Source organism: Desulfomonilaceae bacterium (assembly GCA_041662605.1).
In the GTDB taxonomy this organism is placed as follows: domain Bacteria; phylum Desulfobacterota; class Desulfomonilia; order Desulfomonilales; family Desulfomonilaceae; genus CAJBEZ01.
Window position 1 is genome coordinate 63,290 of record JBAZSD010000012.1, and the last position, 23,639, is coordinate 86,928.

Genomic DNA, 23,639 nt, shown 5'->3' on the forward strand with positions numbered 1-23,639 from the left:
GATTCAAATTTGAGTTGATTAATATGGCAAAATTAGTTAAAATTACTAATGAAAATAAGATTGTAACTATTGAGCGCCGTCCATTGTTCTTTCGCAAGATCAATGGTGATATGCTTGAGGCTAAAGGAGTGTGTTCATGAAAATAATATTTCGAGCGGGTTTTACCGCGCTTCTCTGTCTTTTTCTGGCCGGGATCGCTGTAGGTCAGGATTATTATGGCGGTTATCAACCATATCAAGGCCAGGACTACAGCTCCTACGGGTCGTCAGGTTATGCTCAATCGTATCCAGGTTATGGGCAGAACTCTTCATCCGGTTATGGTTCACCGTATGGGTACGCGGAACAGTCAGGCGCCCAGGGAAACCGGGCCCCGTATGGCTATGATCAATACCCCGGCGTTCAGGGCTATGGTCGATACGACAATTCCCCTTTAGGAGCTGGATCATACGGCTTGCCTTCATCTTCTCCTCAATCCAATCATCCTACTTTGAGAACCAGGTTGACTCCACCGGTAGGGAGAGGTGGCGCGCCTGAAGTCAGAGAAACCACGAGGGTCGTTACACCGTCCCGGCAACGAGCGCAAACCAGCCAGAGACCCGCTGCGATTCCAGCATCCAGAGGTTCGGAAGAAGGAATGCTTTACAATAATGATATTTATTGGGATGGCAGGGAATCTCAGAGTCAGGAATCCGGGGCAGCGGCGACTCCGCCGCAGGGGTCACAATCCCTCAACAGAGGAGCGGCTTCCTCTGCCGCCAATGCCGCTGTTCGACAGGCTAAACCACCTGCAGTCGCAAACGCTAATCAGATAAGAACGCAGCGAACTCGCCCCAATATTGTGAGACAGGAAACCAAGGCGGTGTCTACGCCCCCTGCGCCAAGCGCTTCAGGCTTCAAGTGGGGCAAACAAATCCCGGATGTCAGAGAACAAACATCGCAATCGAAACAGTCATTTAAGTGGGGCATAGAGGGTAGGCCCTCAATGGTAGGATCTGAACCCGGCCGAAGCGCCACCATTCCGGGAACGGCCCAAGTGTCTGCTCAAAGTCCGGAGCAAGGCTCGTCAAACTCATTGGAAAATAGCTCAAAGAAATTTCAATGGGGTAGAGTTAAATAAAACGTTCGATCGATCCCTTCAAGACTGTCTTTCGCCGATATCCGGCTCCGAATGTCCCTGACCAGCCCCGGTCAGGGACTCTAAACATCCAAAGTGGCCTTCAACAAATGACTTCGCCTCCTTTAGAGGAACCAACCATGGGCATTGGTTCATCAACAAAAACCGAAAATTCGAACGATCTTCAGATCGGCAATGTTGATGATTCGGCGTCGTTCTCTTCACAATCTCTTCCACACTTGGAAGACAAACATAAAGATCCCGATAAACAATTACGCATTTTTCGCATCCTATACGATCTCGCACTTTCAATACCCAAGGGAAGATCCATTGACGAGAACCTGGATCTCATAGCGCAAAAGGCCAGGGAAATACTTCAGACGGACACATCATTTATAGCGTTGCTTGATGATCAATCTCATGAGTTGTACATGAGGGCCTTCTCAGGGATTCAGACGCATGATTTTAGAATGATGCGTTTCCCTATCGGTTCCGGAATGGGTGGAAAAGTCTCAGCGGAAAAGGTTGGGGTTATTGTCTATGATTATTTTAGGGAAATGGCCAGTAGTCCAGTGCTTGAAACAGTGAAGGCTGAAGGCGTAATTTCCGGGATTGCGGTTCCTTTGAGGAGTCGCGGGGTAGATCTTGGAGTCCTTTACGTTTTCAATAGAAGCTACACCATATTTACTGAGGATGATCTAGCAACCGTTACTTTGGTGGGGAACCTAGCGGCGGTAGAAATTTCACGTTCAATTTACGCAGAAAGGCTTAGACAGGCTCAAAGCACGCTTGAAGCGAGGGTTTTGGACCGCACTGCCTCACTCATGGAAACAAAGAAAAGCCTGGAGAGAGAGATAGCTGATCGTGAAACTCTTCAACAAGCCCTGATAGAAAGTGAGAAACGATACAGAGGTCTGGTAGAGAGCGCCAATGACATCATTTTTTCATGTGACGCCAATGGATGTTTTACTTTGATCAATCGGGTAGCTCTACGTATCACAGGTTACTCGAGGGAAGAAATATTCGGACGTCGATACGTCGATTTTATACACCCCGCGTACAAGGATGAAATTGAGGAATTTTATTTCAATCAGGTCAGAAAAAAGATTCCTGACACATACAAAGAATATCCGATAGTGTCCAAGAGAGGACAGATCATATGGTTGGGGCAAATTGTTCAGTTAATAACGGAACAATCCAGGATAATAGGATTTCAGGCTATAGCCAGAGACATCACGAAAAGGAAGGCGGCTCTAAAAGCTCTTGAGGAATCGGAACAGGAATTCAGATCAATATTTGAGTATTCACCGATAGGAATTTTTAGATTTGACAGAAACGGAGTGATTACAACCTGCAACGAAAAATTTATCGAGATCATAGGATCATCGAGAGAGAAACTAGTTGGTCTGGATATGTTGAACCTGTTGAAGGATCAATCAATTCTGGGGTCAATTCGAAAGGCTTTGTCAGGTACAATTGGATATTATGAGGGGGCATACGCTTCGGTAACGGCTAAGAAGATTACACCGGTTAAGTGCGTCATGAGTCCTGTCCTGATAGATGGGGTTTTTCAAGGGGGGATCGGAATTGTTGAAGACATAACCGAGAGAAGAAAAGCTGAAGATGAACTCAGAAAAAGCAAGGAAATGATGGAAGCTATACTCAACGCTTCCTCCGACATGGCATTTTTGGCGGACACCGCAGGACTAATTCTTAGAACCAATAAGACTATGGCGGCGAGTTTCAACATACCGGTCGATGACCTGATAGGGAAAAATTGCTTTGACCTGATCGACCCGGAATCGGCTGAGCGGCGGAGAGAAAAGTTCGGGCAGGTAATCGCTGAAAAGAAAGCGATAAGATTTGAAGATACAAGAGCTGAAAATTACTTCGACCAGAGTTTTTACCCCATATTCGACACAAGAAGCGAGGTCGTGCAAATAGCCGTTTTTTCACGTGACATAACGGAAAAGAAGAAGTCAGAGGAAGCCTTTCTCCAGTCGGAACGTTTCAAGGCAGTAGCTGGATTAGCCGCCGGCGTAGCTCATAACTTCAACAACTTGCTTCAGGTGGTCATGGCAGGATCCGAACTGGCTCTCCAAGAGACTAGGAAGGGTAATCTTCAAAATATTGAAGTCGTGATGAGACGCATGATCAACGGGTGTAAATTTGGAGCTGAAACCGTTAAAAGGCTTCAGGAATTTGCCGGCATTTCCAGTCAAAGAGATCGACCTCTGGAAATTCTGGATGTTTCTGAGATAATCAAGCAAGCTGTTGAAATAACGAAACCTTTTTGGAAAAATAACCCGGAAAGGGAAGGAATTTATATCAACATGGTCTTGAACTTAAAAGATGGATGTTTTTTGGTGGGCAAGAAACACGAAATGTTTGAAGTTCTGGTAAATTTGATCAAGAATTCTGTAGAGGCCATGCCTGATGGAGGCGATTTGTGCATAGCCTGTGAGCCAGAGGATCGGGAAATCATAGTTAAAATTAAGGATACAGGAATTGGCATAGGCTCAGAAAATATCGGAAAATTGTTTACCCCTTTTTTTACAACCAAGATGAAATCCGGAGCCGGATTGGGGTTGGCTACCACCCGTAAGATAATCAATGACCACGGAGGTCACATCTTTGCCGCAAGTGACGTTGAAAAAGGGGCATTGTTCACCATGGTCCTGCCTCTTAAACAGCCCCTGGGGTTATAGTCAACCTGAAAAAAATAGAGAACCTTGCTCTTTACCACCCTCGGAATGTCCATAGGGATGGGTGTTCCGCCAATGGGAAAAGCTAGTTTTAAGCCGGTTTTTCCTCTAGAGATTCCTGAATTTTACCAACATATGTCAGAATATCTTTTAGCAGAGGCATGACAACCATAGCCCACTCTGGCTGCTCTTTCATATTGACGCTGCCGGTCTCCAGTACCTTGGCTACCACAAACAGCTTTGTCCTCGCGTCATAAACTTCCTGTCTTACTTTCTGGGGATTCCACGCTTCGTCGCTCAATATAACCTCCTGTTTTGGGGTCAATTCCCTTACTAGATACATTTTAGGACATTACGCCAGAAACGGCGAAAAGCCAACGCGCGGGAGAGAATAAAATTTAAGCGAGTCCCCGTTTGTGACTAAAAACCTGGACTTGTAAACATCATGCCAAGGCGGACTTTGTTGACGGGCGATTTTCTGAAACATTGACTGCTTTGTCGACGGGACGCAGGCCAACGATATTGCCCTGACCTCCCGTGCCAAGGTCGGTAAACTTTCGTACTGACGGAAGAACCCGAGACTCAAGAGATATCACGGACTTGTTATACGCGGTCACAGCGCCTTCCAGGCCTTTGCCGATTTTTTCGATGTGGTCAACCCATATGCGAATGCGTTCATAAACGTCTTTCCCAAGATCACTTATCTGGAGAGCGCTCTCGGCAATTTTCTCCTGCCGCCATCCGTATGCGACCGCCCTAAGCAATGCGATGATTGTGGTTGGCGACGCGAGGATAACGCGTTGGTTCAGGCCCACTTCGATTAAGCCGGGATCATTTTCAAGCGCTGCGCTGAAGTAGATTTCGCCAGGCAGGAACATGACGACAAATTCCGGGGCGTTATCGAATTGTTCCCAGTAGGACTTGGAAGCCAATTTCCCAATGTGATCCCTGATTTGTCGTGCATGACTCTTCAAATGCCGCAATCGGTCCTTGCCAGATTCAGCCGCAACCGCCTTCAAATAACCGTCCATGGGGGCTTTAGCGTCTACGACCACGGTTTTCCGTCCCGGTAGCTTGATGATCATATCCGGACGCAGGCGTCCGGATTCTGTAGAAATGGATGGTTGTTCCTCAAAATCGCAATGATTAAGCATACCGGACAATTCCACAACCCTGCGTAGTTGCATTTCTCCCCAATGTCCTCTAACTATCGGTGTTTTCAATGCATGGGCGAGGTTTGATGTCTCTGACCTCAACTGTTCCTGTGCTCTAGCCAGAGCCCCAACCTGTTCGCTGACGCTGGAGTATGCCTCGATTCTTTGTTTTTCAAGGTCTTGAAGTTGCGCATCCACTTTCTGGAGCGAATTTTTTAAGGGTGATATCAACGACTGAATTTCAAACTTTTCGCTCTCAATGTCACTCTTGGCTTTAAGTCGGCTCTTCTCCAATTCACTTTTGGCAAGGTCCAGAAAACTCTGATTGTTGTGACTCAATGCCTCGGACGAAACTGACTTGAACACGTCAATCATCTTCGATTGAGCAATCTCGAACATACTGAGTTTCTCATCCGAATATTTTTTTTCGGCCCTGATCTCCGTTGTGAGAGAGGTCACATGATTTTGAAGTCCAGAATTCTGCAACCTGAGTCTGGATATGACTTCACGACAATTTTCAGCCTCTTTCCTGAATTCCTGAACTTGCGTCTCGCGAATCTGAAGACGTTCTAACAGGGCGGCGTGTTCGCCGGCGGCGGAAGCGAGTGACCGTTGAATTTTCAAAGAAGCTCTGGTGTTTACTATGAAGTAAACGCAAAATGAGCCTAGCAAAAATCCAAAAACGAAAAACTCCGGCGCACCTAGGTTCATTTAGACCTTATAGTAACTTAGAAATCAATATTAGCAGGTTGCGCAGTTATTATAATAAAATACTTAAATTAAGTCAAAAAGAATGCTTGCGATTGGGGCTCCCGCAGTACTTGGGAAACTGCGGGAGTTCGGGGGAAGCGAGTCTCTACCTGAGACCACTTGGGGATGATCGGACTGATCTGAGGCCAATTCTAAAATTAGGCCATTGCTCGTCCTTCGTTAAAGGCCCTAATATTAATTTCTACGAGCTTTGGTTTTAGTGATTCTCTCAGGGTCTTTTCGTAAACTTCAGCCGGGATATCCAGGAACTTTGACAGTACACCGAGGAATATCACGTTTAGCACCTTTGGGTTCCCAATCTTCTTGGCGATTTCCGGCCCGTCGACAATTATGGTGTTTGGGGCTTTTTGCTTAATTTTTTCGAGAACATCGTTCGGGTATTCCTGCTGGCCCGTGAAAACAGCGGGAGGCAAAATCTTTTGATCGTTCACAACGACCTGCCCTTTCTCAGACAGGAACGGAAAATATCTAAGTGTCTCAATCTGTTCAAAGGAGAGCAGAACATCAGCTTCCCCCATCCTAATGATAGGAGAATTCACAGTCTTTCCAAAACGAACGTGGCTTGAAACAGAGCCGCCTCTCTGGGCCATCCCGTGAATTTCGTTCTTTTTCACGTCATAACCGTGTCTCGCGGCCACACGACCAAGCACGTCACTCGCTAGAATTATGCCCTGTCCGCCAACGCCGACAATCAATACATTGTATACACGATCCTGGCTCATGACGCCTCCTCAATAGCATCAAACTTGCAAACCTCAAGGCATGTGCCGCATCCGACGCACAACGCCGCGTTTATCTTGGAGTAGCCCTTCCGTTTCTTTCCGGGTTCAGGCGCATCGATCCTGACGAACTCAAGAGCCGGGCAGCCTGTGTTTATACATGTCTTACAACCGGTGCAGACGTCCTTTTTGATTCGTAACGGTTTGTCCGGGAGTATACGGCCTTTTTTCAGGAGAGCGCACGGCGCTCTTGCAATGATCACCGAGGGTTCCGGAGCTTCCAACTCTTCCTTTACTATCTTTTCCAGCTCTTTAAGCTTGTAGGGGCTGACGACTCTAACCCTTTTCAATCCGAAAGACTCGCAGAGTTTGGCCATGTCGACCGCTATTGTAGGTTCTTCTCTCAATGTGAACCCGGTTCCGGGATGTTGTTGAGCGCCGGTCATCGCCGTGATTCTGTTGTCTACTATTACAACTGTAGATTGGCCTCCATTATAAGCCAGTTCGAGAAGGGGGGTCATGCCGGAATGGAAAAACGTGGAATCGCCAATGACTGCGACGGCTTTTCCTTTCGCTACTTCCCCAAGTGTTCTGGCAAGGCCTGAAGCGATGCCGATGCCGGCTCCCATGCAAAGGCAATTATCCAGCATGCCCAATGGAGGCAGCGCTCCCAGGGTGTAACAGCCAATATCACCCGCAACGTAAACCTTGTTTTTCTTGAGAGCTGTAAAGGTGGCCCTATGAGGGCATCCCGGGCACATATTAGGGGGTCTGAGAGGCAGTTCCATATCGATGGATCCTATACTCTTGGCCGAAGACTTTCCCAGGAGCGCCATTTCAACCAGTTCCGGCGATAGTTCGCCGCACAGCCCGGTGAGGTTTTTTCCCTCGACGTCGATTCCCATCAAACGAACCGCTTCCTCGATGAAGGGATCCAATTCTTCAATAACTACGAGTCGTTTAACCTTTGAAGCGAAATCGCGAATCATCTTTTCCGGAAGGGGCCATACCATGCCCAATCTCAAAAATGACGCGTTCGGCATGACTTCTCTTGCATACTGATAAGCCACACCAGAAGTTATGATGCCTAACGATTCGTCCGCCATTATAATTTTGTTATAAGAAAAAGTTTCAGCGAAAGAGGCTAAGCGTTTGAGCCTGTCTTCCACAAAGGGATGCTTTTTTCTAGCCATGGCGGGCAGCATTACATACTTCACAGGGTCCTTCTTAAGGCCTAACTCTCTCGGACCTTCTGTTCTTTCCCTCATTTCTACGAGCGACATAGAATGCGAGATACGCGTGGAACTCCTGAATATTACCGGTGTGTCGTAATCTTCGCTTATTTTTAGCGCTTCGCCTATCAAATCTTTGGCTTCCTGGCTGTCAGAAGGCTCCAGACACGGAACTTTACCAAATTTGGCGTAATTTCTTGTGTCCTGCTCATTTTGGGAAGAATGCATCGCAGGATCATCACAAACTATTATGACAAATCCGCCGTTAACTCCGGTGTAAGAAAGGGTCATAAACGGGTCCGCCGCCACGTTTAATCCTACATGTTTCATGGCAGCCAATGCTCTAGACCCACCATAGGAGGCGCCTGCCGCCACTTCTACAGCCACTTTTTCATTTGGGGCCCATCCGGCGACAATTTCCGGGTACCTTTCACCTATATATTCCAGGATCTCTGTGCTAGGTGTTCCCGGATAGGCTGAGGCCAATCGAACACCGTATTCGTAGGCCCCTCTTGCTATTGCTTCGTTTCCAGATAATAGCTCTTTCACGGTCACTTCACCTTTCGTAAATTTCCATGATCTCGACTCACTGAAAGTCGGATCAAATGCCTGACAGGACGGAAGTATCACCGTAAACGGCGCCAAAACATCTAAACCAGGGCCGTTCGGTATGTATGAGGGATATCGACATTACAATCCTAACCTTACTTAACGACCCTGTCAAGATTTTCATATATGCGTTAATTTGGCAAAAATCCTGAATTTACAATATAGCCTTAACAATTGGAATTAGTTGAATTAGTTGTAGTAAATACCTATCCTGACAAAGATGTTTCTGTTCACCTATGTGAAACTACGACAAGAGGGTAAGTCTGTCCGGCAATCAACATGTTATTATTGGCTGATAGATTGTAAGTCAAATATTATTGATTTATCTCGAAAGAAATGATAATAATGTGAACAAGTTGCGTTATCATAACAGGATATCATGAGAGATTCTTATGGTCAGAATATTAACTCTGATTTTAGGCGCTAGTGTTTGTTTTTTTTCCCAGGTTGCCGCGGAATCCCAAATTTCCCAGAATAATTTAATGATGGATTCCACTTCTTCGCGTTCCAGTTTGTCGCGTCAGAATGTATTCTTACACGCGAAGAATTTCGATCAGGAACAGACGAAACTAAATTCAACCAATCCTTCACCTGAGACTCGCCGAAGAAAAAAAACCGAGCCAAGTAATAGAAGTCACCAGCGGTTTGCCAGGAATAACACTGATTCAGTTAATTCGGATGCGCCCGGACAAGGCGAAGCCTACGTCTTGGGAACGTCAATTTTCGATATCAGGATACCCGGGGACCCGCGGTCCCGTTTTGAATTAAAACCTGAAAATTGGAATCATCCGCAGAAAACGGAGTCGTGGTCCGTGCGACAAAAAGGCGAAGGTGCGCCAATACCAGGCTCCCTTCTAAAAAAATTGGGTAGTATTCCAAATCCAGTCATTTCTTTTCAGGAAGATCAAATTCAGAGACTGGAAATCCAGGTAAGTCACTCAACGCATGTTTTTAAATTACTTGCTCACAGGAGAGGCGCCGACATTCAAATACTCTATGAGTGCAAGATCGGGCTCGGGGCCCCAGAATTTCCTACCCCGGTTGGCACTTACTATGTAACGCACATATATGACCAGGACCCGTGGTGGATTCCGCCCCCAAATCGCGCATGGGCGGCGGGGGATTCGCCCAGTAAAAGAGTCTATGGGGGAACCATGGCTCCTCTTCTCAAGAAAAGAACACCAACGACCAGGAAAAAAGACCTTTCGAATTCGGAGGATCGAATTGAGGGTGTTGTGAAACTTGAGGATTATGGCTACAGATTCCATGGCACTAACGCGCCCAGAAGCATCGGACGCAACCAATCTCACGGTTGTGTCCGAATGATTTCCGATGACGCCAAGAAAGTGGCCGGCATAATAGAAGATTACGTGGGTATAGCAGAACGAAAAGAGTCGGAAAATGGGTCTTACGCGATTCTAAAGGCGCCTGTAAGACTGAATCTACTCAAGTAGTAAAAGGAATACGTTTAAGAAATATTGGCCTCGAACAGTCGTTGATTTATTAAAGTTTATGACGGCTCCGGATTTTTCCCCCATATCCCGGATCAGGCTTTAGGATTATACGTAGGAGCGTTTTTCGACGTTTTTCCCTTCAAATGTACATGATAGTATTCGTAAGTGAGAGGCCGACCCTCATCTATGGATTTCGAAAAAACTACCTCACCAATAAAAACTGTGTGTGTGCCTACATCCAAATGATTTTTGACTTTGACTTCCATTACGCCCAAGACATTATCAGTCACGAGCGGACATCCATTTGGGCCAATGAAATGGCCGGTTTTCTCAAATTTATTTACGTCACGTCCTGATTTGAATCCAAAAAGTCCAATGAAGGGAAAAGGCGTGGAGTCTTTGAGCACCGATACACCAAAAATGCCGCCGCTTATAATTAACTCATGGGTGTAATTCATTCTGTTGATAATTACTGCGACGCAGGGCGGCTGAGAAGTAACCTGTATTACAGTGTTAACGATTTGCCCGTTGATGCGAGCCCCATCGGCTGATGTTACGAGATACAAGCCGTAACTGAGGCCACGAAATACGTTGTAATCGACTTCAGGGATCATGGAAAGCCTCTATCGGGTGAAATATGCTCACCGGCAGGGGAGCGGACAGCCCCGGCCAAAAAGGTCCAGTTCTCAGTCACTTAAACGCATGAAGAATTTTGCTTTGTTAGATTCCCTGATAGCAGGAAACGTTCATTTTGGTCAATCACAGCAATTTCGGTCTCGGACTATTGCCCTGAATGCCCCCAATCTTTTTCAACGGCGTAATCGATAATCCTGTCAACGTATTGAGAATCAATGGGAGGAACTGGAAGATTTGTTAGCGCCCTGTCGATGTTGGAGCGATCAAACACCGGGTTGTTCGCGAAGCGCAACAGAATTGTCTGCATTTGCCGCCACACCATCCTCTCGATCCTGTTTCTGGGTTGAATAAAGGGCGCTCCAGCGCCCGCAAATCGAAGGCCGTGCTAATTATGTGGACTTTAAGGGGCTTTTCGGTCCATCAATTTTCTTAATGTCACCGTTGAACCTAGGTTTGTCCTGAGAGGCTCCCCATGCTCGTCCATGTGCAGTCGTGTAGAAGCCGCGCTGTGCAACAAAGTGTGTCCACGTCTTTATTCCTTTATAGTCCTGGCGCCACTGGTCCCATTGATTGTCAGCTTCAAGGATATCACCCTTGAACCATTTTAGGGATCCCGCGCTTCTCGGGAGCCCGAGCCCCCCAAGAAACGTATTAGTATCCAGCTTTCGTGATTCACTCCTGTAGTGGGCCCATACGCTGTGACGGCGATCAAGCAATTCAGCCAACAGATATTCCCCGAGGAATCCTGTTCCACCGGTGAGAAGCACATTCATGGAATCGGACATGTATCTTCCGCATGTTCTAGAATTCCGCTCTAGGAACACCCTTATTCGAACATATTAATCTAGACTGTAGGCGTATGACATTACAAACAAAAAACCAAGACCAATCCTATAAAATCAATCAATCTCACATCTTCATTAGTAGGTTAAAATATTGTAATAGCAGATGGTGTCTCATACAGGGAATCGTGAGGCTATTGACTTGAACCCAAGTTTTTTGATTACATGCAGAGAATGATAGCTTATACTATAAGTTTGAATTTATTTTCCTAAATAAGGGTGTTAGATGTCAGTCACATGTGATCAAGCTTCATTAATTTTCCTGTTTCAAGCTAATAATATTACCTCCTCACTAATAAATACAGCCAAAGACCTAAATGTTCGAGTGGCTTTTGATCTTGGATCTGAAAATCCATCTTTGTATCAATCTTTGCTACTAGTAGCGGACGCGTCGCAAGATGTAGTGGATCTTAAGATCTCCCCCTGTGTACTCTCAGACCCAAAATTGGTAACCACGCTAAATGAAATAGATGTCCGAAGAATTTGGCTGGACATGGAACCTGTTGGCGCTTTGGAGGACAAAAATTCAATATTTAAACAAATTGCAGAGCTAGCGTCTGATTTTGAGATTATCCCAATATTGAGTGATTTAGGCTCCATCCGGAAAATTATAAAAGACCATCCAGACATAAGGAACATTGCCATAAAGGGAAATGAAGCAGCCGGTTTTGCTGGGTCAGAGACCTTGCTCACGCTTTTTTCAACTGTTTCTTCGCTACTCAAGCAATCAAACTCTCCTGCGAATATTTTCATATGGGGCGGGATCTCCTTTCCCGAGGTGGCGGCGGCGTTTCTGGCCTGTGGAGCAAAGGGCATAGTGTTTGAGAGTCTCCATTGGCTGACCGACATGGTCAACCTGGACGAAGATTTCAAGAAGCGCATTGAGAACATTCGCCCGGATCACACTGAGTTGATAGGGGCAAATTTAGACGTTTATCTCCGAGTCTTCAATAAGGGTAATTCTACGTCCGTAAAAGATTTGAAAGATTTCGCCGGATCCTTATGTGGCGCCGAAATAAGAGACGAACAAAGAATTTCTTTTATCAGGCATGTTTTGAAAAATTTGACGCATCCCCTTAAAAGCAAGTTTGGGAAAGATGAGTTGATCCCTCTAGGTACTGAAGCGACGTTCGCTGCATCTTTTGTTCGTCGCTACGGTTTTTTCACTGAACAGGCTATTGAGAAATTTAGTAAAGACATTGAAAAGTGTTTGAGCACGGCCCCCGAACGAGCCGTGTCTTTCGTAAAGAGCCCAACTGCTGAGAAGATGGGGACAGAATATCCATTTATTCAGGGGGCCATGTCCTGGATTACTGATTCAATGGAATTTGCGTCAGGCATTTTGGAGTCAGGAGCGTTACCAACGCTGGCGCTTGGGCTTATGGACTCCAACACATTGAACTCAAAATTCTCTGATTTGCAAAACCACTTGGGCGATCGGCCCTATGCCGTGAACATAATCACCCTGTCCGAGAATCCATTCCGTGACGAGCAAGTTGAATGGGTAAAGTCTAAAAAACCTCGATTTGTAGTCATAGCTGCTGGAGAGCCATCTAACGCCAGGGGTTTCATTTCAGATGGTATTGAGGCTATATACATCGCGCCGAATGAGGAACTGCTCAGATTGGCGCTCGAAAACGGTATAAAGTTTGTGGTCCTTGAGGGTCATGAATCGGGGGGGCATGTCGGCGTTCATAGTACTGTGACTCTTGTCCAGGCGGCTCTGGATCTTAAGAGCCGTCGCCCTGAACTCTTTAAAGATTCCACGATAATTTTCGCAGGTGGCTTTTTTAACCGTTTGACATCGGTCATTGCATCTATCATGGGCGCCGACGGCCTCCAAATGGGGACCGTATATCTGGCTTCAAAAGAAATTGTTGAAACAGGAGCACTAAGCCGGATTTACCAAAAGAGAATTCTTGAAGCTCAGCCCGGCTCGACTATAGTTACCGGCGAAAGCGCTGGACTACGTGTACGCTCCCTGAAGACACCAAAGATAGAAGCGATTTGTTCACTCGAACGCGATTTTGCCACCGGTTCCGAGAACGAAAGTTCCTTTCGAAGGAAAATAGAGACATTGAGCGCGGGCAGTCTTTTCATTGCTGCTAAAGGCATGAATAAGCCCGATGGCGAAAAGTTGGCTGAATCAGAAATAATGAAGCAGGGCCAATTCATGAGTGGCGCATGCGCGGGGGGAATCAACGTCCAGCTTTCTCTGCGCCAAATCCATGAGAATTTGGCATTTGGCGCGCCAAATGATGTTTTGCCCGCTCGGGTAAGCCTCAGACCTGACTACTCCGAACCATTGTCCAATAAACAGAGTTCTTTTTCCTTTTCCAGCCACCAGACTTCCACCACGCGTGGTTCCAACACAGGGACCAATGGATTCGAAAGGATAGCGATAACCGGAATGAGTGTTGTCAACTCACTCGGCGCTAGTCCTCTGGAAATAATACAGGCAAGCCTGGCTCTAAAAAGCGGTGTTACCCCGGTTCCGTCCACAAAGTGGAATCATGAGGCCTTTTTCAGCTCAAAACCTAGGGCTTCTGAAAAAACCTATTGCCGATATGGGGCTTTTCAAAACCTTGAAGTTTCCAGAAAGGAATTAGGCATTCCGCCTCAAGATTTCAGAACTATGGCTGAAGCCACAAAAATTACATTGTGGTTAGCCAAAAACGCAATATTGGAATCAAACATCCTGGAGTCGAACATCCCCAGAGAACGCATTGGCGTTCTAATATCTCAGAATTCAGGCGAAGCTGCGTCAACATTGGAGCAGATGATAATCAGAGGTTGCTCTGAAAAAATATTATCCGACATCAAGAGAGCGCTCAATCTTACCCCTGACCAGGAGGCTCTTGTATCCGAAGAGATTAAGCAGAAAAGAATGGGTGTCGATGACACCACCCTTCTCGGTCGGCTAAACTGTTCAGCCGGTGGATTCATATGCAACAAATATGGATTTATGGGCCCCAGTTTCTCTGTTTCAGCGGCTTGCGCAACGTCTTTGGTGGCTCTCTACAGCGCTTACCAAATGATTAGAAACGGAATCATAGACGCTGCTGTGGTAGGTGGGGGTGAGGAGCTTTTGACTCCAATGCATTTCCTGGAGTTTTCAGCTTTGGGGGCTTTGGCAGGTCTGTCGGGCGCCAACAAATCTCCTGCCGAGGCTAGTAGGCCCTTTGACGCGGACCGTGATGGGATGGTCCTTGGCGAAGGCGGAGCGATGATAGTCATCGAACGCGAATCAATCGCACTCAAACGAGGCGCCAATATTTCGGCCTTTATAACTTCCATGGGAGCCAGCAATAACAATCTTGGCATGGTGGAGTCTTCCAGAGCCACTCAGGAAATCGCTATCAGAGCCTCTTTCAAGGACTGCTCATATGGCCCGGAATCCGTGGACTTGATAGAGTGCCACGCCACCAGCACTAAACAGGGCGATGTAGAAGAAGTCCAGGGGCTGAAATCAATATTCAATTCCGGTCGTCCGCCGGTTCTCACCTCTTTCAAGTCTCAAATCGGTCACACTTTGGGAGCTTCTGGACTTAACAGCCTGATCCGGGGTGTTATGGCCATGCGCTCGAAGGTTTTTTCTCCAACAATCAATTATTGCAAACCGGACCCCGAGATTGGAATGGAATCAGCGGGATTCAGAGTAATGTCTGAACCTTCTGATTGGCCGCTCAGCAATGGCAATCCTCGGCGATTCCAGGTTAACGCTTTTGGCTTTGGCGGATCGAACTACGTGGTTCAGATCGAAGAATCCCAAAATCAAGAAGCGGTAAGATTTTCTCCATCTCCAGAAAAACTCAAGATTTCCGTTGATAAGCGTCCAATAGTCAAGGCTCCGGATGGAATACATTTCTTTCGAAGTTCTATAGCTGGAGAAACATACCGGATAGCTGTAATCGCTGAATCTGAAGCCGCTGCTGTTGAGATGATACAAAACGAAGATTTGATCTCCGGCGAAGGAGCGATCGGTGGTAAACGACTGAAAGTTTTGGCGAGGCAGGGCATTCATATCGGATCATCCAACGCGCCAATACCCCGCATGGCTTTTGTTTTCCCCGGTCAGGGATCACATTACGCCGGAATGGGGCATGAGCTTTACAATAACTTCCCGGTGATTCGGGAATGGATGAACAGAGCCGCTGACGTAGCGGAATTCGATATCCTTAAACTTCTATTTTACGATAAAGAAGAAGATTTACAAAAAACAAGGTGGCAGCAGCCGGCGCTATTTACTCTTGAATACGCCTTGGTGCAACACTTGATTTCACTGGGGGCTAGGGCCACGGCTTTGGCCGGACATAGTCTCGGAGAACTCACAGCCCTGTGCCTTGCCGGTGTTTACTCTTTTGAGGACGGCTTTCGCATTGTGAACAAGCGTGCAGTTTGCATGGACAAAGCCTGCAAAATGAACGTGGACCCGGGAATCATGGTGGCCTGTGACGCTCCTCTGGACGTGGTAGATCAAATCCTGTCCGAAGCAAAAAACGTTTACATAACGAACATAAATTCACCTAGGCAGATTGTAATCGGAGGGGCGACCGAAGAGTCCAAGGAAATCTCAGCTAGACTGAAAGAAATGGGATATAGGAGCACCGTCCTAAGGGTAAGCATGGCGTTTCATTCGCCGATCATGAGGTGTATCCACGATGAGCTGAGAGAATTTATTGATACCGTAGATTTCCACCCCCCCCAAATTCCTGTTATTTCCAACACCACGATGAAACCTTTTCCGGACGATGCTGAAGAGATAAAGGGAATTGTGATGGCCCATCTTGAGTCTCCGGTTCATTGGCTCCAGAATGCCAAGACGTTGTGGAACGAATTTGACGTGAGACTTTTTGTTGAAGTCGGGCCGCGAGAAGTTTTGTCTAACCTTATACAGGACACTATTGAAGAAGCCCCATGTATTCAGACCTGTCTGCCTTCCGCCGAGTCTTTAATGTGCAAGACAGCGGTAGCTCAACTGTATTCCAAGGGAATTCTGCCAATTGATAATGCGAGAGATTTGACCGACGATCTTTATCGGGGCTCCCAATTTGAAGCGGTTGAAAACCATAAGGAACGGCCGGTGGAGCGTACAGTTAATTCCAGGGTTTCAATACAAACTGATTTGAAAGAAATTATACAAAAAGAAATCAACTCATTCGTAATCGAAACATTTGGCAGATTTATCAGGCCTTCTATCTTACGGCAGATTCGTACAATTAAGGACCCAAAATTCAGCGAAGCCGATCTGGACAGGATACTTGGAAATTCATTCGGCGCGTTGTCCACCCCATCTCTTATTGAGACGCCGTACAATCAAACCCAGCTTACAATCGCTCAACAGGAACCAATGAGATCCGCTGCTCCTGAACCGGAATCCTCGGCTCCGGATACCACGGAGACAATTATTCGCATAATAATGGAGGTAACTGGTTATGACAGGGATGAGATTGAACCTCACATGGACCTTAGGGAAGATCTCGCAATAAGATCCAGCAGGCTTCCTGTAATTATGGATGCGGTGGAAAGTCGATTCAAAATCAAGATCGAACTTGAGGACTTTATGGACGTGAGAACAATTAAGGACCTGTCGGATCGTCTCGACATGGTTGTATCAAGAAAAGCTCCGTCCATCGCAAAAAATGCGTCAGTCGATTCTGAAATCGAGGAAACAGAGATTCTGGAAACTCCCAAGGAAATTTTGAAAAGACTTACTTTTTCGGAAGTTCCCCTGACTGGCGATTCTTTTCAGCCGCTGGAACTTAGTCCGATGGATTCGGTTATTGTTGTTGGCCCTTCTTCGTCCGAAGAATTCTGCAGGAATGTGGGAGACGTTTTTCGCAGGGATTACGGGGTCCGGATAGATCACTTTTTCTTTGGTTTGAGTCAATCGGATAAAGACGAAAACATCGTTGACTTGCTATCGGATTCCGGTCTGATGGAAATAAAAGACACAATAAGAGATTCCGAGTCTCCGGCGGGAATAGTCTTTGTCACTGATGAGGCTTTTGAGGCGAGATTTTCCGAAACAGCGACGTTGACGAACTTTTTGACGGGATTTTTCAGCTTGTTGCAGCAATTTATTCAGAAACCAAGCAAAAAGATGTCTGTATACTTGCAATCTGGGGGTGACTCGCCGAGCGCTTTCATGGAAGCCGTTACGGGCATTTTCCTCAGCTCTGCTCTAGAATACAGTTCGGTCCTTTTTAGAACGGTATTGGTTGATTCATCTACTGACATAAGAACCGCTATACGAAGTTCAATGGACAGGAGTAAAAAACCGGTTCAACTCATATGCAGAAATGAAGAACTGTACACTCTCCAAGGTAAGGTGGCTCCATTTCTGTTTGAAACCGCCAATAGGAAAATCGAAATCGGCGAGAATGATGTTGTTTTAATTTCAGGAGGGCTTTCCGGAGTGTCCGCAGAACTTGGGAGAGCTTTCGGGCCGTTTGGTCCAAAGTTGATCTTCATTGGTCGGACATCCATAGACAGCAGATCCAGCAATTACGTTAATGACCAAAAGACGTCCTTGACCCTCAAAGCCCTTGAAGAACTCCAAGCAGGCGGCCTCAGATCTTATTACTATCAACTGGATGTGACAGATTCGGGTTCAATTCAAAAAGTTCTGGATAGAATTCAGAAGGAACACGGCAAAATAACTGGTGTGATTTATGGCGCCGGCCTATTGAAGGACAATTTTATCAATCGAATGCCAACAAAAGATTTTTCCTCTGTCGTCAACGTAAAATTTCTCGGAGCGCTAAATCTTTTCAACGCGTTGGACAAAACATCGCTCAAGTTTTTTGTAGCTCTTTCATCGGCAGCGGCCATCCAGGGAAACCCCGGACAGGCTAATTACGCAGCGGCTAACAGGATGATGTCAGCATTTATAAGGGGCCAAAGAAGTATTCATCCCAAGATCCAGCTCAAGGCGCTCATGCTGCCCCCGATCGAGGGAGCCGGTATGGCTGAAAACGCTGAAACCAAGGAACTGATGCGCCGGATGAATGCGTCGTACATTTCACTTGAAGAATTGCGCGGAATGTTTTTACGAGAACTATTCATCGCTTCCAAAAAAGATTCGTGGTCTCTCTTTATGAAGAACCTTCCGTGTTTGAGTTCCGCTCCCCTGGATACTCAAGTAGAAAATTCAGATGAAACTGTTATCGATATCGGGTCAGTAGATTTCAGAAAAGCGGATTTCCCAATGCTGGACTCAGTACCGGATCTAGACATGGATAAAGGTTCTCTGAAGGCATTAAGATTTTTCGATCAACAAAAAGACCCTTGGGTGGTGGATCACAAGCCTTTCAAGTTCATGAAACACCCTATAGTATCTGCGATCATGGCCGTTGAAACATTTATGGAGGCTTCCAAGACATTATTTCCGTTTTTGAACGTTGTAGGCCTGAAAGAAGCCCGTTTCCTTGACGTTATAGAATGCCCGCCGCATAAATCTGTAGAAAGCCAAATTTTTGTGGCAAAGGTTTTGGAAGAACGTGGAACAATCATTTGTGACGCTATAATGTGCGCTCAAAAGGGCAAGTCTGGAAAGACGATTGAAAAGACTCATCCAAACTTCAAGGCTCAGATAATAATGGCTGGAAACGCTATTACCCCAGCCAGATCTTTTGAGGGGTTTCCTGTTCGACCGGACGAGTTGGACACAAGATCGATGGAACATGACGAAGTCATGGAGTGGTATTCTGATCGCTCCGATCTCAAAGGACGGTATCGGGTCATGGAAAGGTTTTACGGAACCGGACCTGATTGTATCAAAGGAGAGTTTACTTACAGGCATTCCCACGATTTTGCCAAACCTCTGCGAACTGTATACCAGTTTTCCCCGTACCTTTTTGAAGCGTTTATGCATTTGATCAACTTTTATCTTGCGATGCGGGACGATCATGACAAGCGATCGCTTATTCCCTTTGGAATTAATGAACTGCGTTGTTTTCGCAAGATAGAGGATGGCGAACGGATTGTCGTGGAAGCGCGTAAAAAATCAGGTGATGAAAAAGGAGTGATGTGGGACGCGTTGGGACTGGACGCAAGTGGATCAGTAGTAATGTATTCCAAGGGTATAAAGATGATATGGATATCTGGTTTAGGAACCTGAAATGAGGGGCGCCGAGCGGAAATTGGATGAAAACCGTTCAGGAGAATTTTGCTCTTTGCGGCAGGACGTCTTTTACACTAGTGTCAGGCATAAGTCTGTTAACCCCGGGAGCGAGTCTCGTGGAGAAATCAAGCGGCTCGTTGCCCGTAGTCTGATGGCGTTCGCTATTGAGAGAGGTATGCTAAGAGCGAATTCTTATGAATTGGATGATCGAATTCTGGACATTCAGAAAGACAGTCTAGGTAGACCGACTCTTAAAGGTTTCAAAAATGAGAATTGGTCGATTTCATTTTCATATGGGCGCGAGAAATTATGGGGGGCCATATGCTACGGGAATTTAAATTGTGGAATCGACGTCGCGTATCCCGAAGAATTCACAAAGTCCTACCCTTTTCATAGAGCGTTCAGTGACTCGGAATTGTATCTTCTGTCGTCTTCACTGGATCTTAATGCTATCGAGTCCGCTGCGTTTGCATGGTCGGCCAAAGAGTCAGTAGTCAAAGCGCTAGGAGTCGGGTTTCATTTCTGTGATCCACTTGATCTGGAAGTGACTGATGTTCAATCATTCGGGCGGTATTTTGAGGCTAGGCTAGGTTTAACGGTCAAACCCAAATTAAAGGCCACTCTAAATGGCTTCACGGTCTTTAAGACCATGGTACGCCATGATGAAAACGGATTTCTATCCTTAAGCGCGACCGCTATTTCGAATAATCAAGTCCATTCTGAGGGCTTGGAGCGTTCCATCGTGATGTAGGCTAACAGTTTAATGAGAGTACTTCTGATAAACAGCAACAGAAAAGGAGATATGCTGGCCGCCGCGCCAATTGGTCTCTGTTATGTGGCTTCCGCCGTAGAGGCCGCTGGCCATTCGGTGAAGACGCTGGATTTATGTTTTGCAGGCAAGAGAGTACTTTCCGAAGTAAGCAATTTAGTAGAGTCGTTTGCGCCCGATGTTGTCGGGGTTTCTGTCAGGAACATAGACAATACGAACATGCTTCACTCAATCTCCTATCTTCCTGACGCAGCCGGTTTGATGGAGCATTTAAGACTGATAACGGCAAGCCCTGTCGTGATTGGTGGATCTGCCGCAAGTTTGGCTCCAGAAGCCATTCTGAGGTTCTTGAAGGCCGATTACATTGTTGTTTCGGATGGTGAAGAGCCCTTTCAGCGCTTACTCAAATGTTTGGAAGACCACAAAAACCCCTCGGGAATACCCGGTGTGGGAATGCTGATTAACGGATCGTTTCATCTCACTCCGCCTGTTCTTAATGGGTTTGACGGCAAAGCGCCCGATATAGGCCGATGGGTCGATACTTCACTATACCGAAAAATAGGCGCGGCTTATAACATCCAGACCAAAAGAGGCTGCAGGAAGCGCTGCGTTTATTGCACCTACAATCAGTCCCTTGAAGGGGGTCGGTTAAGGTTGAGAGATCCGATAGATGTAGTAGACGAAATAGAGGACGCCCTCAAAAAGTACCGACCAAATTGTTTTGAATTTGTAGATTCGGTTTTTAACGACCCGATCGAGCATTCGAGAGCGATTCTTGAAGAAATAATCAGGCGGCCCTGGAAGGCCTTGTTCACGGCAATGGGTGTTCACCCAAAGGGGCTTGACCGAGAATACCTCGATTTGATGTGGAGAGCCGGTTTCAGGTCTTTAATGATCACTCCGGAGTCCGCTTCAGACAAAATGTTGGACTCATATAGAAAAGGATTTACAAAGCAAGACGTCCTCAATGCCGCGGAAGCGCTGAATCGGACGGCTTTCGCTGTCTGGTGGTTTTTCATGATAGGTGGGCCTGGAGAGACAAATGAAACGTTGAAAGAATCTCTGGATTTTGTGCTGACTAATCTTCAGAAAAGGGGGCGCGCCGTAACTCATGTAGCTCAATTCTTCTTCGGCGTGAGATTATATCCGGGCACTGATTTGTGGAAGATGGCTCAAGAGCAGGGATTCGTCAATGGGACTCCCAATCCCCTTGAACAGGCGTGGTATTTGTCAGAGGAACTTGATCTTGATAAAGCGTTGTCCCAGATGCTTGGGGCCGCTGCAATATGTCCAGAGGTCTACCTTGGATTTGATGAACGACTGTTGGCCTTTTCCAGGACTATCGTAGCAGTTTGTCGTCTTTTGCGTTTGAAAGGGCCATACTGGAAATACATGAGGTTTGGTAACGTAATAGGAATCAAGACAGGAATAAGGTTCATTTTTAAACCACGAGACGCTTCAGGTTTGATAAGGAAGGCTCTCATCAGGCAATCTTATTCCGGCCCTCTTTTGAATAAACTTCAAGAACCGTTGATAGCCCTGGATAGTTGAATCAAAGTCAATCTTCTTGATTGTCATTCCATTTCTCTCAAACCATGATGTTTTTTTCAGAAATTTCTTGCCTTTTTTGTTCATGCTGTTTTAATGTATTTTCAGATTAGTGATTTTTTTTAACTACTTGGGAGGGTGTGTATGACGCTTACCAAAGCTGATATAGCAAAAAAGATTGCGGATGACTGTGGTTTTATGAAAGGGGAAGCAACCGAGATTGTGGAAAAACTCCTCGACATAGTCAAAGATTGCTTAATCGATGGGGAAGATGTGATGATTTCTGGGTTTGGAAAGTGGACTGTCAAGGGGAAAAATTCCCGACGAGGTAGAAACCCTCAAACTGGAGCTGAGTTGATTCTTGACGCCCGCAAAGTAGTTACCTGGAAATATTCTCCGGTCCTTAAGAAATCCGTGAACGTACCCGCCTAGAAAATCCGCCAACATACATTTGGGACTGTTCCTGCGTGTCTGTTCACCTCAAATCGCCTTTTTGACAGATTTGGGACGAACAGGCCCGTAATAGGGACAACAATTTTTTGAGCTGGGAAATCTTGACTTCTCGATCAGGAAATTCCAATCCGATATCAAGAGCTTTCCGGAATGTGCTGGAGGGTTATGCGGAAGTTCTGCGGATATCCATCCCACTAATCCTTTCCACTTCCTCTTTGACTTTGGCGCTTTTTGTGGATCGGTTGATGCTCTCCTGGCACAGCATTGACTCTGTAGCGGCCGCCACACCCGGAGGGATAACCTATTTTACAATCTGCTGTTTTTTTCAGGGTACTGCTCAATATACCAACACGCTGGTAGCTCAAAGTCATGGCGCAGGAGACAGTGTCACGCTGTCGAGGTCGGTCTGGCAAGGGATTCTGTTTTCTTTGTTGGCGCTCCCGCTGCTGATTATGACTATACCTGTGGGCCGGTGGGTGTTGGCCCATACGGGCCATGAACCGAATATAATCACTCTTGAAAGAGAATACTTTACGATACTTATGTACAGTGGCGTGGCGCTTCCTCTTAATGCAGCGTTTTCGTCCTTTTTCTCGGGAAGGGGTCGAACTTCGTATGTACTAATTGGCAATCTCATAGGGAATTTAGGAAACATAGTTCTGGACTACGTTTTAATATTCGGGAAGTTTGGTTTTCCTGAACTGGGAATAAAGGGCGCAGGAATCGCCACGGCTGTGACCAATTTCCTCCCGACCATTTATTGGGCATGGTTATTCTTGGGACCCCGTTATCAGCCCAAGTATCAGACCAGAAAACAATTCACCTTCGACAGGAAAATCTTTTGCGCCCTCCTAAGATTCGGTCTTCCAGCGGGGACTCAATTTATTCTGGATGTCGGATCATTCACGGCTTTTGTCCTGATCGTGGGCAAACTGGGGGCAATAGACCTTGCCGCAACCAATATTGCGCTCAGCATTGAGACATTGTCCTTCTTACCTATGGTGGGTATGTCGATAGCCACGAGTTCCATAGTAGGTGAATACATAGGCCGAAAACAGATCAACGTAGCGGAAAGGAGGGTGTATTGCTCATTAGCCCTCGCCTTGTTTTACACGGGCGTCGTCACAGCGTTCTTCTGGATAATACCCGAATTTTTTTTAAATCTTTTCAGGCCCTATCACCAGACGAAATTGGCTTTCGAGCCCCTGCTTGAAAAAGGTGTGGCCCTGGTTCGGATAATAGGGGCCTACACCCTATTTGACACAGTTTTCATCATATTCAACGGAGCGCTAAAAGGAGCTGGTGACACGAAGTTTACGATGTGGGCCCAGATCATAGCGTCCTGGGTATTTTTTGTCCCACCTGTTTACATCATGACGACATATCTGGGGTTGGGAATTTTGGCAGCCTGGTCCTGGCTCTTAATCTACGTCATTTCGATCGGAACTATTTTCTGGTTGAGGTTCAAATCCGGTCACTGGAAGTCGATCAGACTATTTAACTGAACT

15 protein-coding genes are annotated in these 23,639 nt (G+C 46.4%); 8 read left to right on the forward strand and 7 right to left on the reverse strand.

Features of this window, described 5'->3' with window-relative positions:
* The first annotated feature begins 136 nt into the window (after positions 1 to 136).
* Together WC647_11200 and WC647_11205 are read left to right on the forward strand one after the other, a co-directional pair.
* A complete protein-coding gene (locus WC647_11200) occupies positions 137 to 1,117 on the forward strand; it encodes a hypothetical protein (GenBank protein MFA6222866.1) in 981 nt (326 codons plus the stop codon).
* Positions 1,118 to 1,254: 137 nt separating this feature from the next.
* The gene (locus WC647_11205) at positions 1,255 to 3,822 is read left to right on the forward strand and encodes a PAS domain S-box protein (GenBank protein ID MFA6222867.1); all 2,568 of its coding nucleotides are present in this window, start codon (positions 1,255 to 1,257) and stop codon (positions 3,820 to 3,822) included.
* Positions 3,823 to 3,910: 88 nt separating this feature from the next.
* Here WC647_11205 and WC647_11210 read toward each other — a convergent pair whose 3' ends face one another.
* The 4 genes from WC647_11210 to iorA form a co-directional block, all read right to left on the reverse strand.
* Positions 3,911 to 4,120 (reverse strand): hypothetical protein, encoded by a 210-nt coding sequence (locus tag WC647_11210; protein MFA6222868.1) that lies wholly within the window; start codon positions 4,118 to 4,120, stop codon positions 3,911 to 3,913.
* A gap of 142 nt (positions 4,121 to 4,262) precedes the next feature.
* Positions 4,263 to 5,684, reverse strand: coding sequence for a DNA recombination protein RmuC (gene rmuC, locus WC647_11215; GenBank protein ID MFA6222869.1), 1,422 nt, complete (start codon positions 5,682 to 5,684; stop codon positions 4,263 to 4,265).
* Positions 5,685 to 5,881: 197 nt separating this feature from the next.
* Complete coding sequence (locus WC647_11220; GenBank protein ID MFA6222870.1) at positions 5,882 to 6,466, reverse strand: indolepyruvate oxidoreductase subunit beta; 585 nt, start codon at positions 6,464 to 6,466, stop codon at positions 5,882 to 5,884.
* Positions 6,463 to 8,244, reverse strand: a complete 1,782-nt coding sequence (gene iorA / locus WC647_11225) for an indolepyruvate ferredoxin oxidoreductase subunit alpha (GenBank protein MFA6222871.1) — start codon at positions 8,242 to 8,244, stop codon at positions 6,463 to 6,465. The genes WC647_11220 and iorA overlap by 4 nt, the downstream gene beginning before the upstream one ends.
* An 872-nt stretch (positions 8,245 to 9,116) precedes the next feature.
* Between iorA and WC647_11230 the strand changes: the two genes are divergently transcribed.
* A complete protein-coding gene (locus WC647_11230) occupies positions 9,117 to 9,758 on the forward strand; it encodes a L,D-transpeptidase (GenBank protein MFA6222872.1) in 642 nt (213 codons plus the stop codon).
* A gap of 92 nt (positions 9,759 to 9,850) precedes the next feature.
* On the opposite strand, the gene WC647_11235 is transcribed toward WC647_11230, so the two are convergent.
* From WC647_11235 to WC647_11245, 3 genes are all read right to left on the reverse strand, one after another.
* Entirely contained in the window at positions 9,851 to 10,372 is a 522-nt protein-coding gene (locus tag WC647_11235; protein ID MFA6222873.1) for a flavin reductase family protein, read from the reverse strand.
* 167 nt (positions 10,373 to 10,539) lie between these two features.
* Positions 10,540 to 10,701: a hypothetical protein gene (locus WC647_11240; protein MFA6222874.1), complete on the reverse strand. Its 162-nt coding sequence runs from the start codon at positions 10,699 to 10,701 to the stop codon at positions 10,540 to 10,542.
* An 82-nt stretch (positions 10,702 to 10,783) separates the two neighbouring features.
* Positions 10,784 to 11,179 carry an NAD-dependent epimerase/dehydratase family protein gene (locus tag WC647_11245; protein MFA6222875.1) on the reverse strand — a complete coding sequence of 132 codons (396 nt, stop codon included), beginning with the start codon at positions 11,177 to 11,179 and terminating at the stop codon, positions 10,784 to 10,786.
* 283 nt (positions 11,180 to 11,462) lie between these two features.
* On the opposite strand from WC647_11245, the gene WC647_11250 reads away from it, so the two are divergent.
* From WC647_11250 to WC647_11270, 5 genes are all read left to right on the forward strand, one after another.
* Complete coding sequence (locus WC647_11250; GenBank protein MFA6222876.1) at positions 11,463 to 19,358, forward strand: SDR family NAD(P)-dependent oxidoreductase; 7,896 nt, start codon at positions 11,463 to 11,465, stop codon at positions 19,356 to 19,358.
* Between the two features lies 1 nt (position 19,359).
* On the forward strand, positions 19,360 to 20,112 hold the full coding sequence (locus WC647_11255) for a 4'-phosphopantetheinyl transferase superfamily protein (GenBank protein ID MFA6222877.1): 753 nt from the start codon (positions 19,360 to 19,362) through the stop codon (positions 20,110 to 20,112).
* Positions 20,113 to 20,124: 12 nt separating this feature from the next.
* A complete protein-coding gene (locus WC647_11260) occupies positions 20,125 to 21,681 on the forward strand; it encodes a radical SAM protein (protein MFA6222878.1) in 1,557 nt (518 codons plus the stop codon).
* Positions 21,682 to 21,822: 141 nt separating this feature from the next.
* Complete coding sequence (locus WC647_11265; protein MFA6222879.1) at positions 21,823 to 22,110, forward strand: integration host factor subunit alpha; 288 nt, start codon at positions 21,823 to 21,825, stop codon at positions 22,108 to 22,110.
* 107 nt (positions 22,111 to 22,217) lie between these two features.
* On the forward strand, positions 22,218 to 23,636 hold the full coding sequence (locus tag WC647_11270; GenBank protein ID MFA6222880.1) for an MATE family efflux transporter: 1,419 nt from the start codon (positions 22,218 to 22,220) through the stop codon (positions 23,634 to 23,636).
* The last annotated feature ends 3 nt before the right edge of the window (positions 23,637 to 23,639 follow it).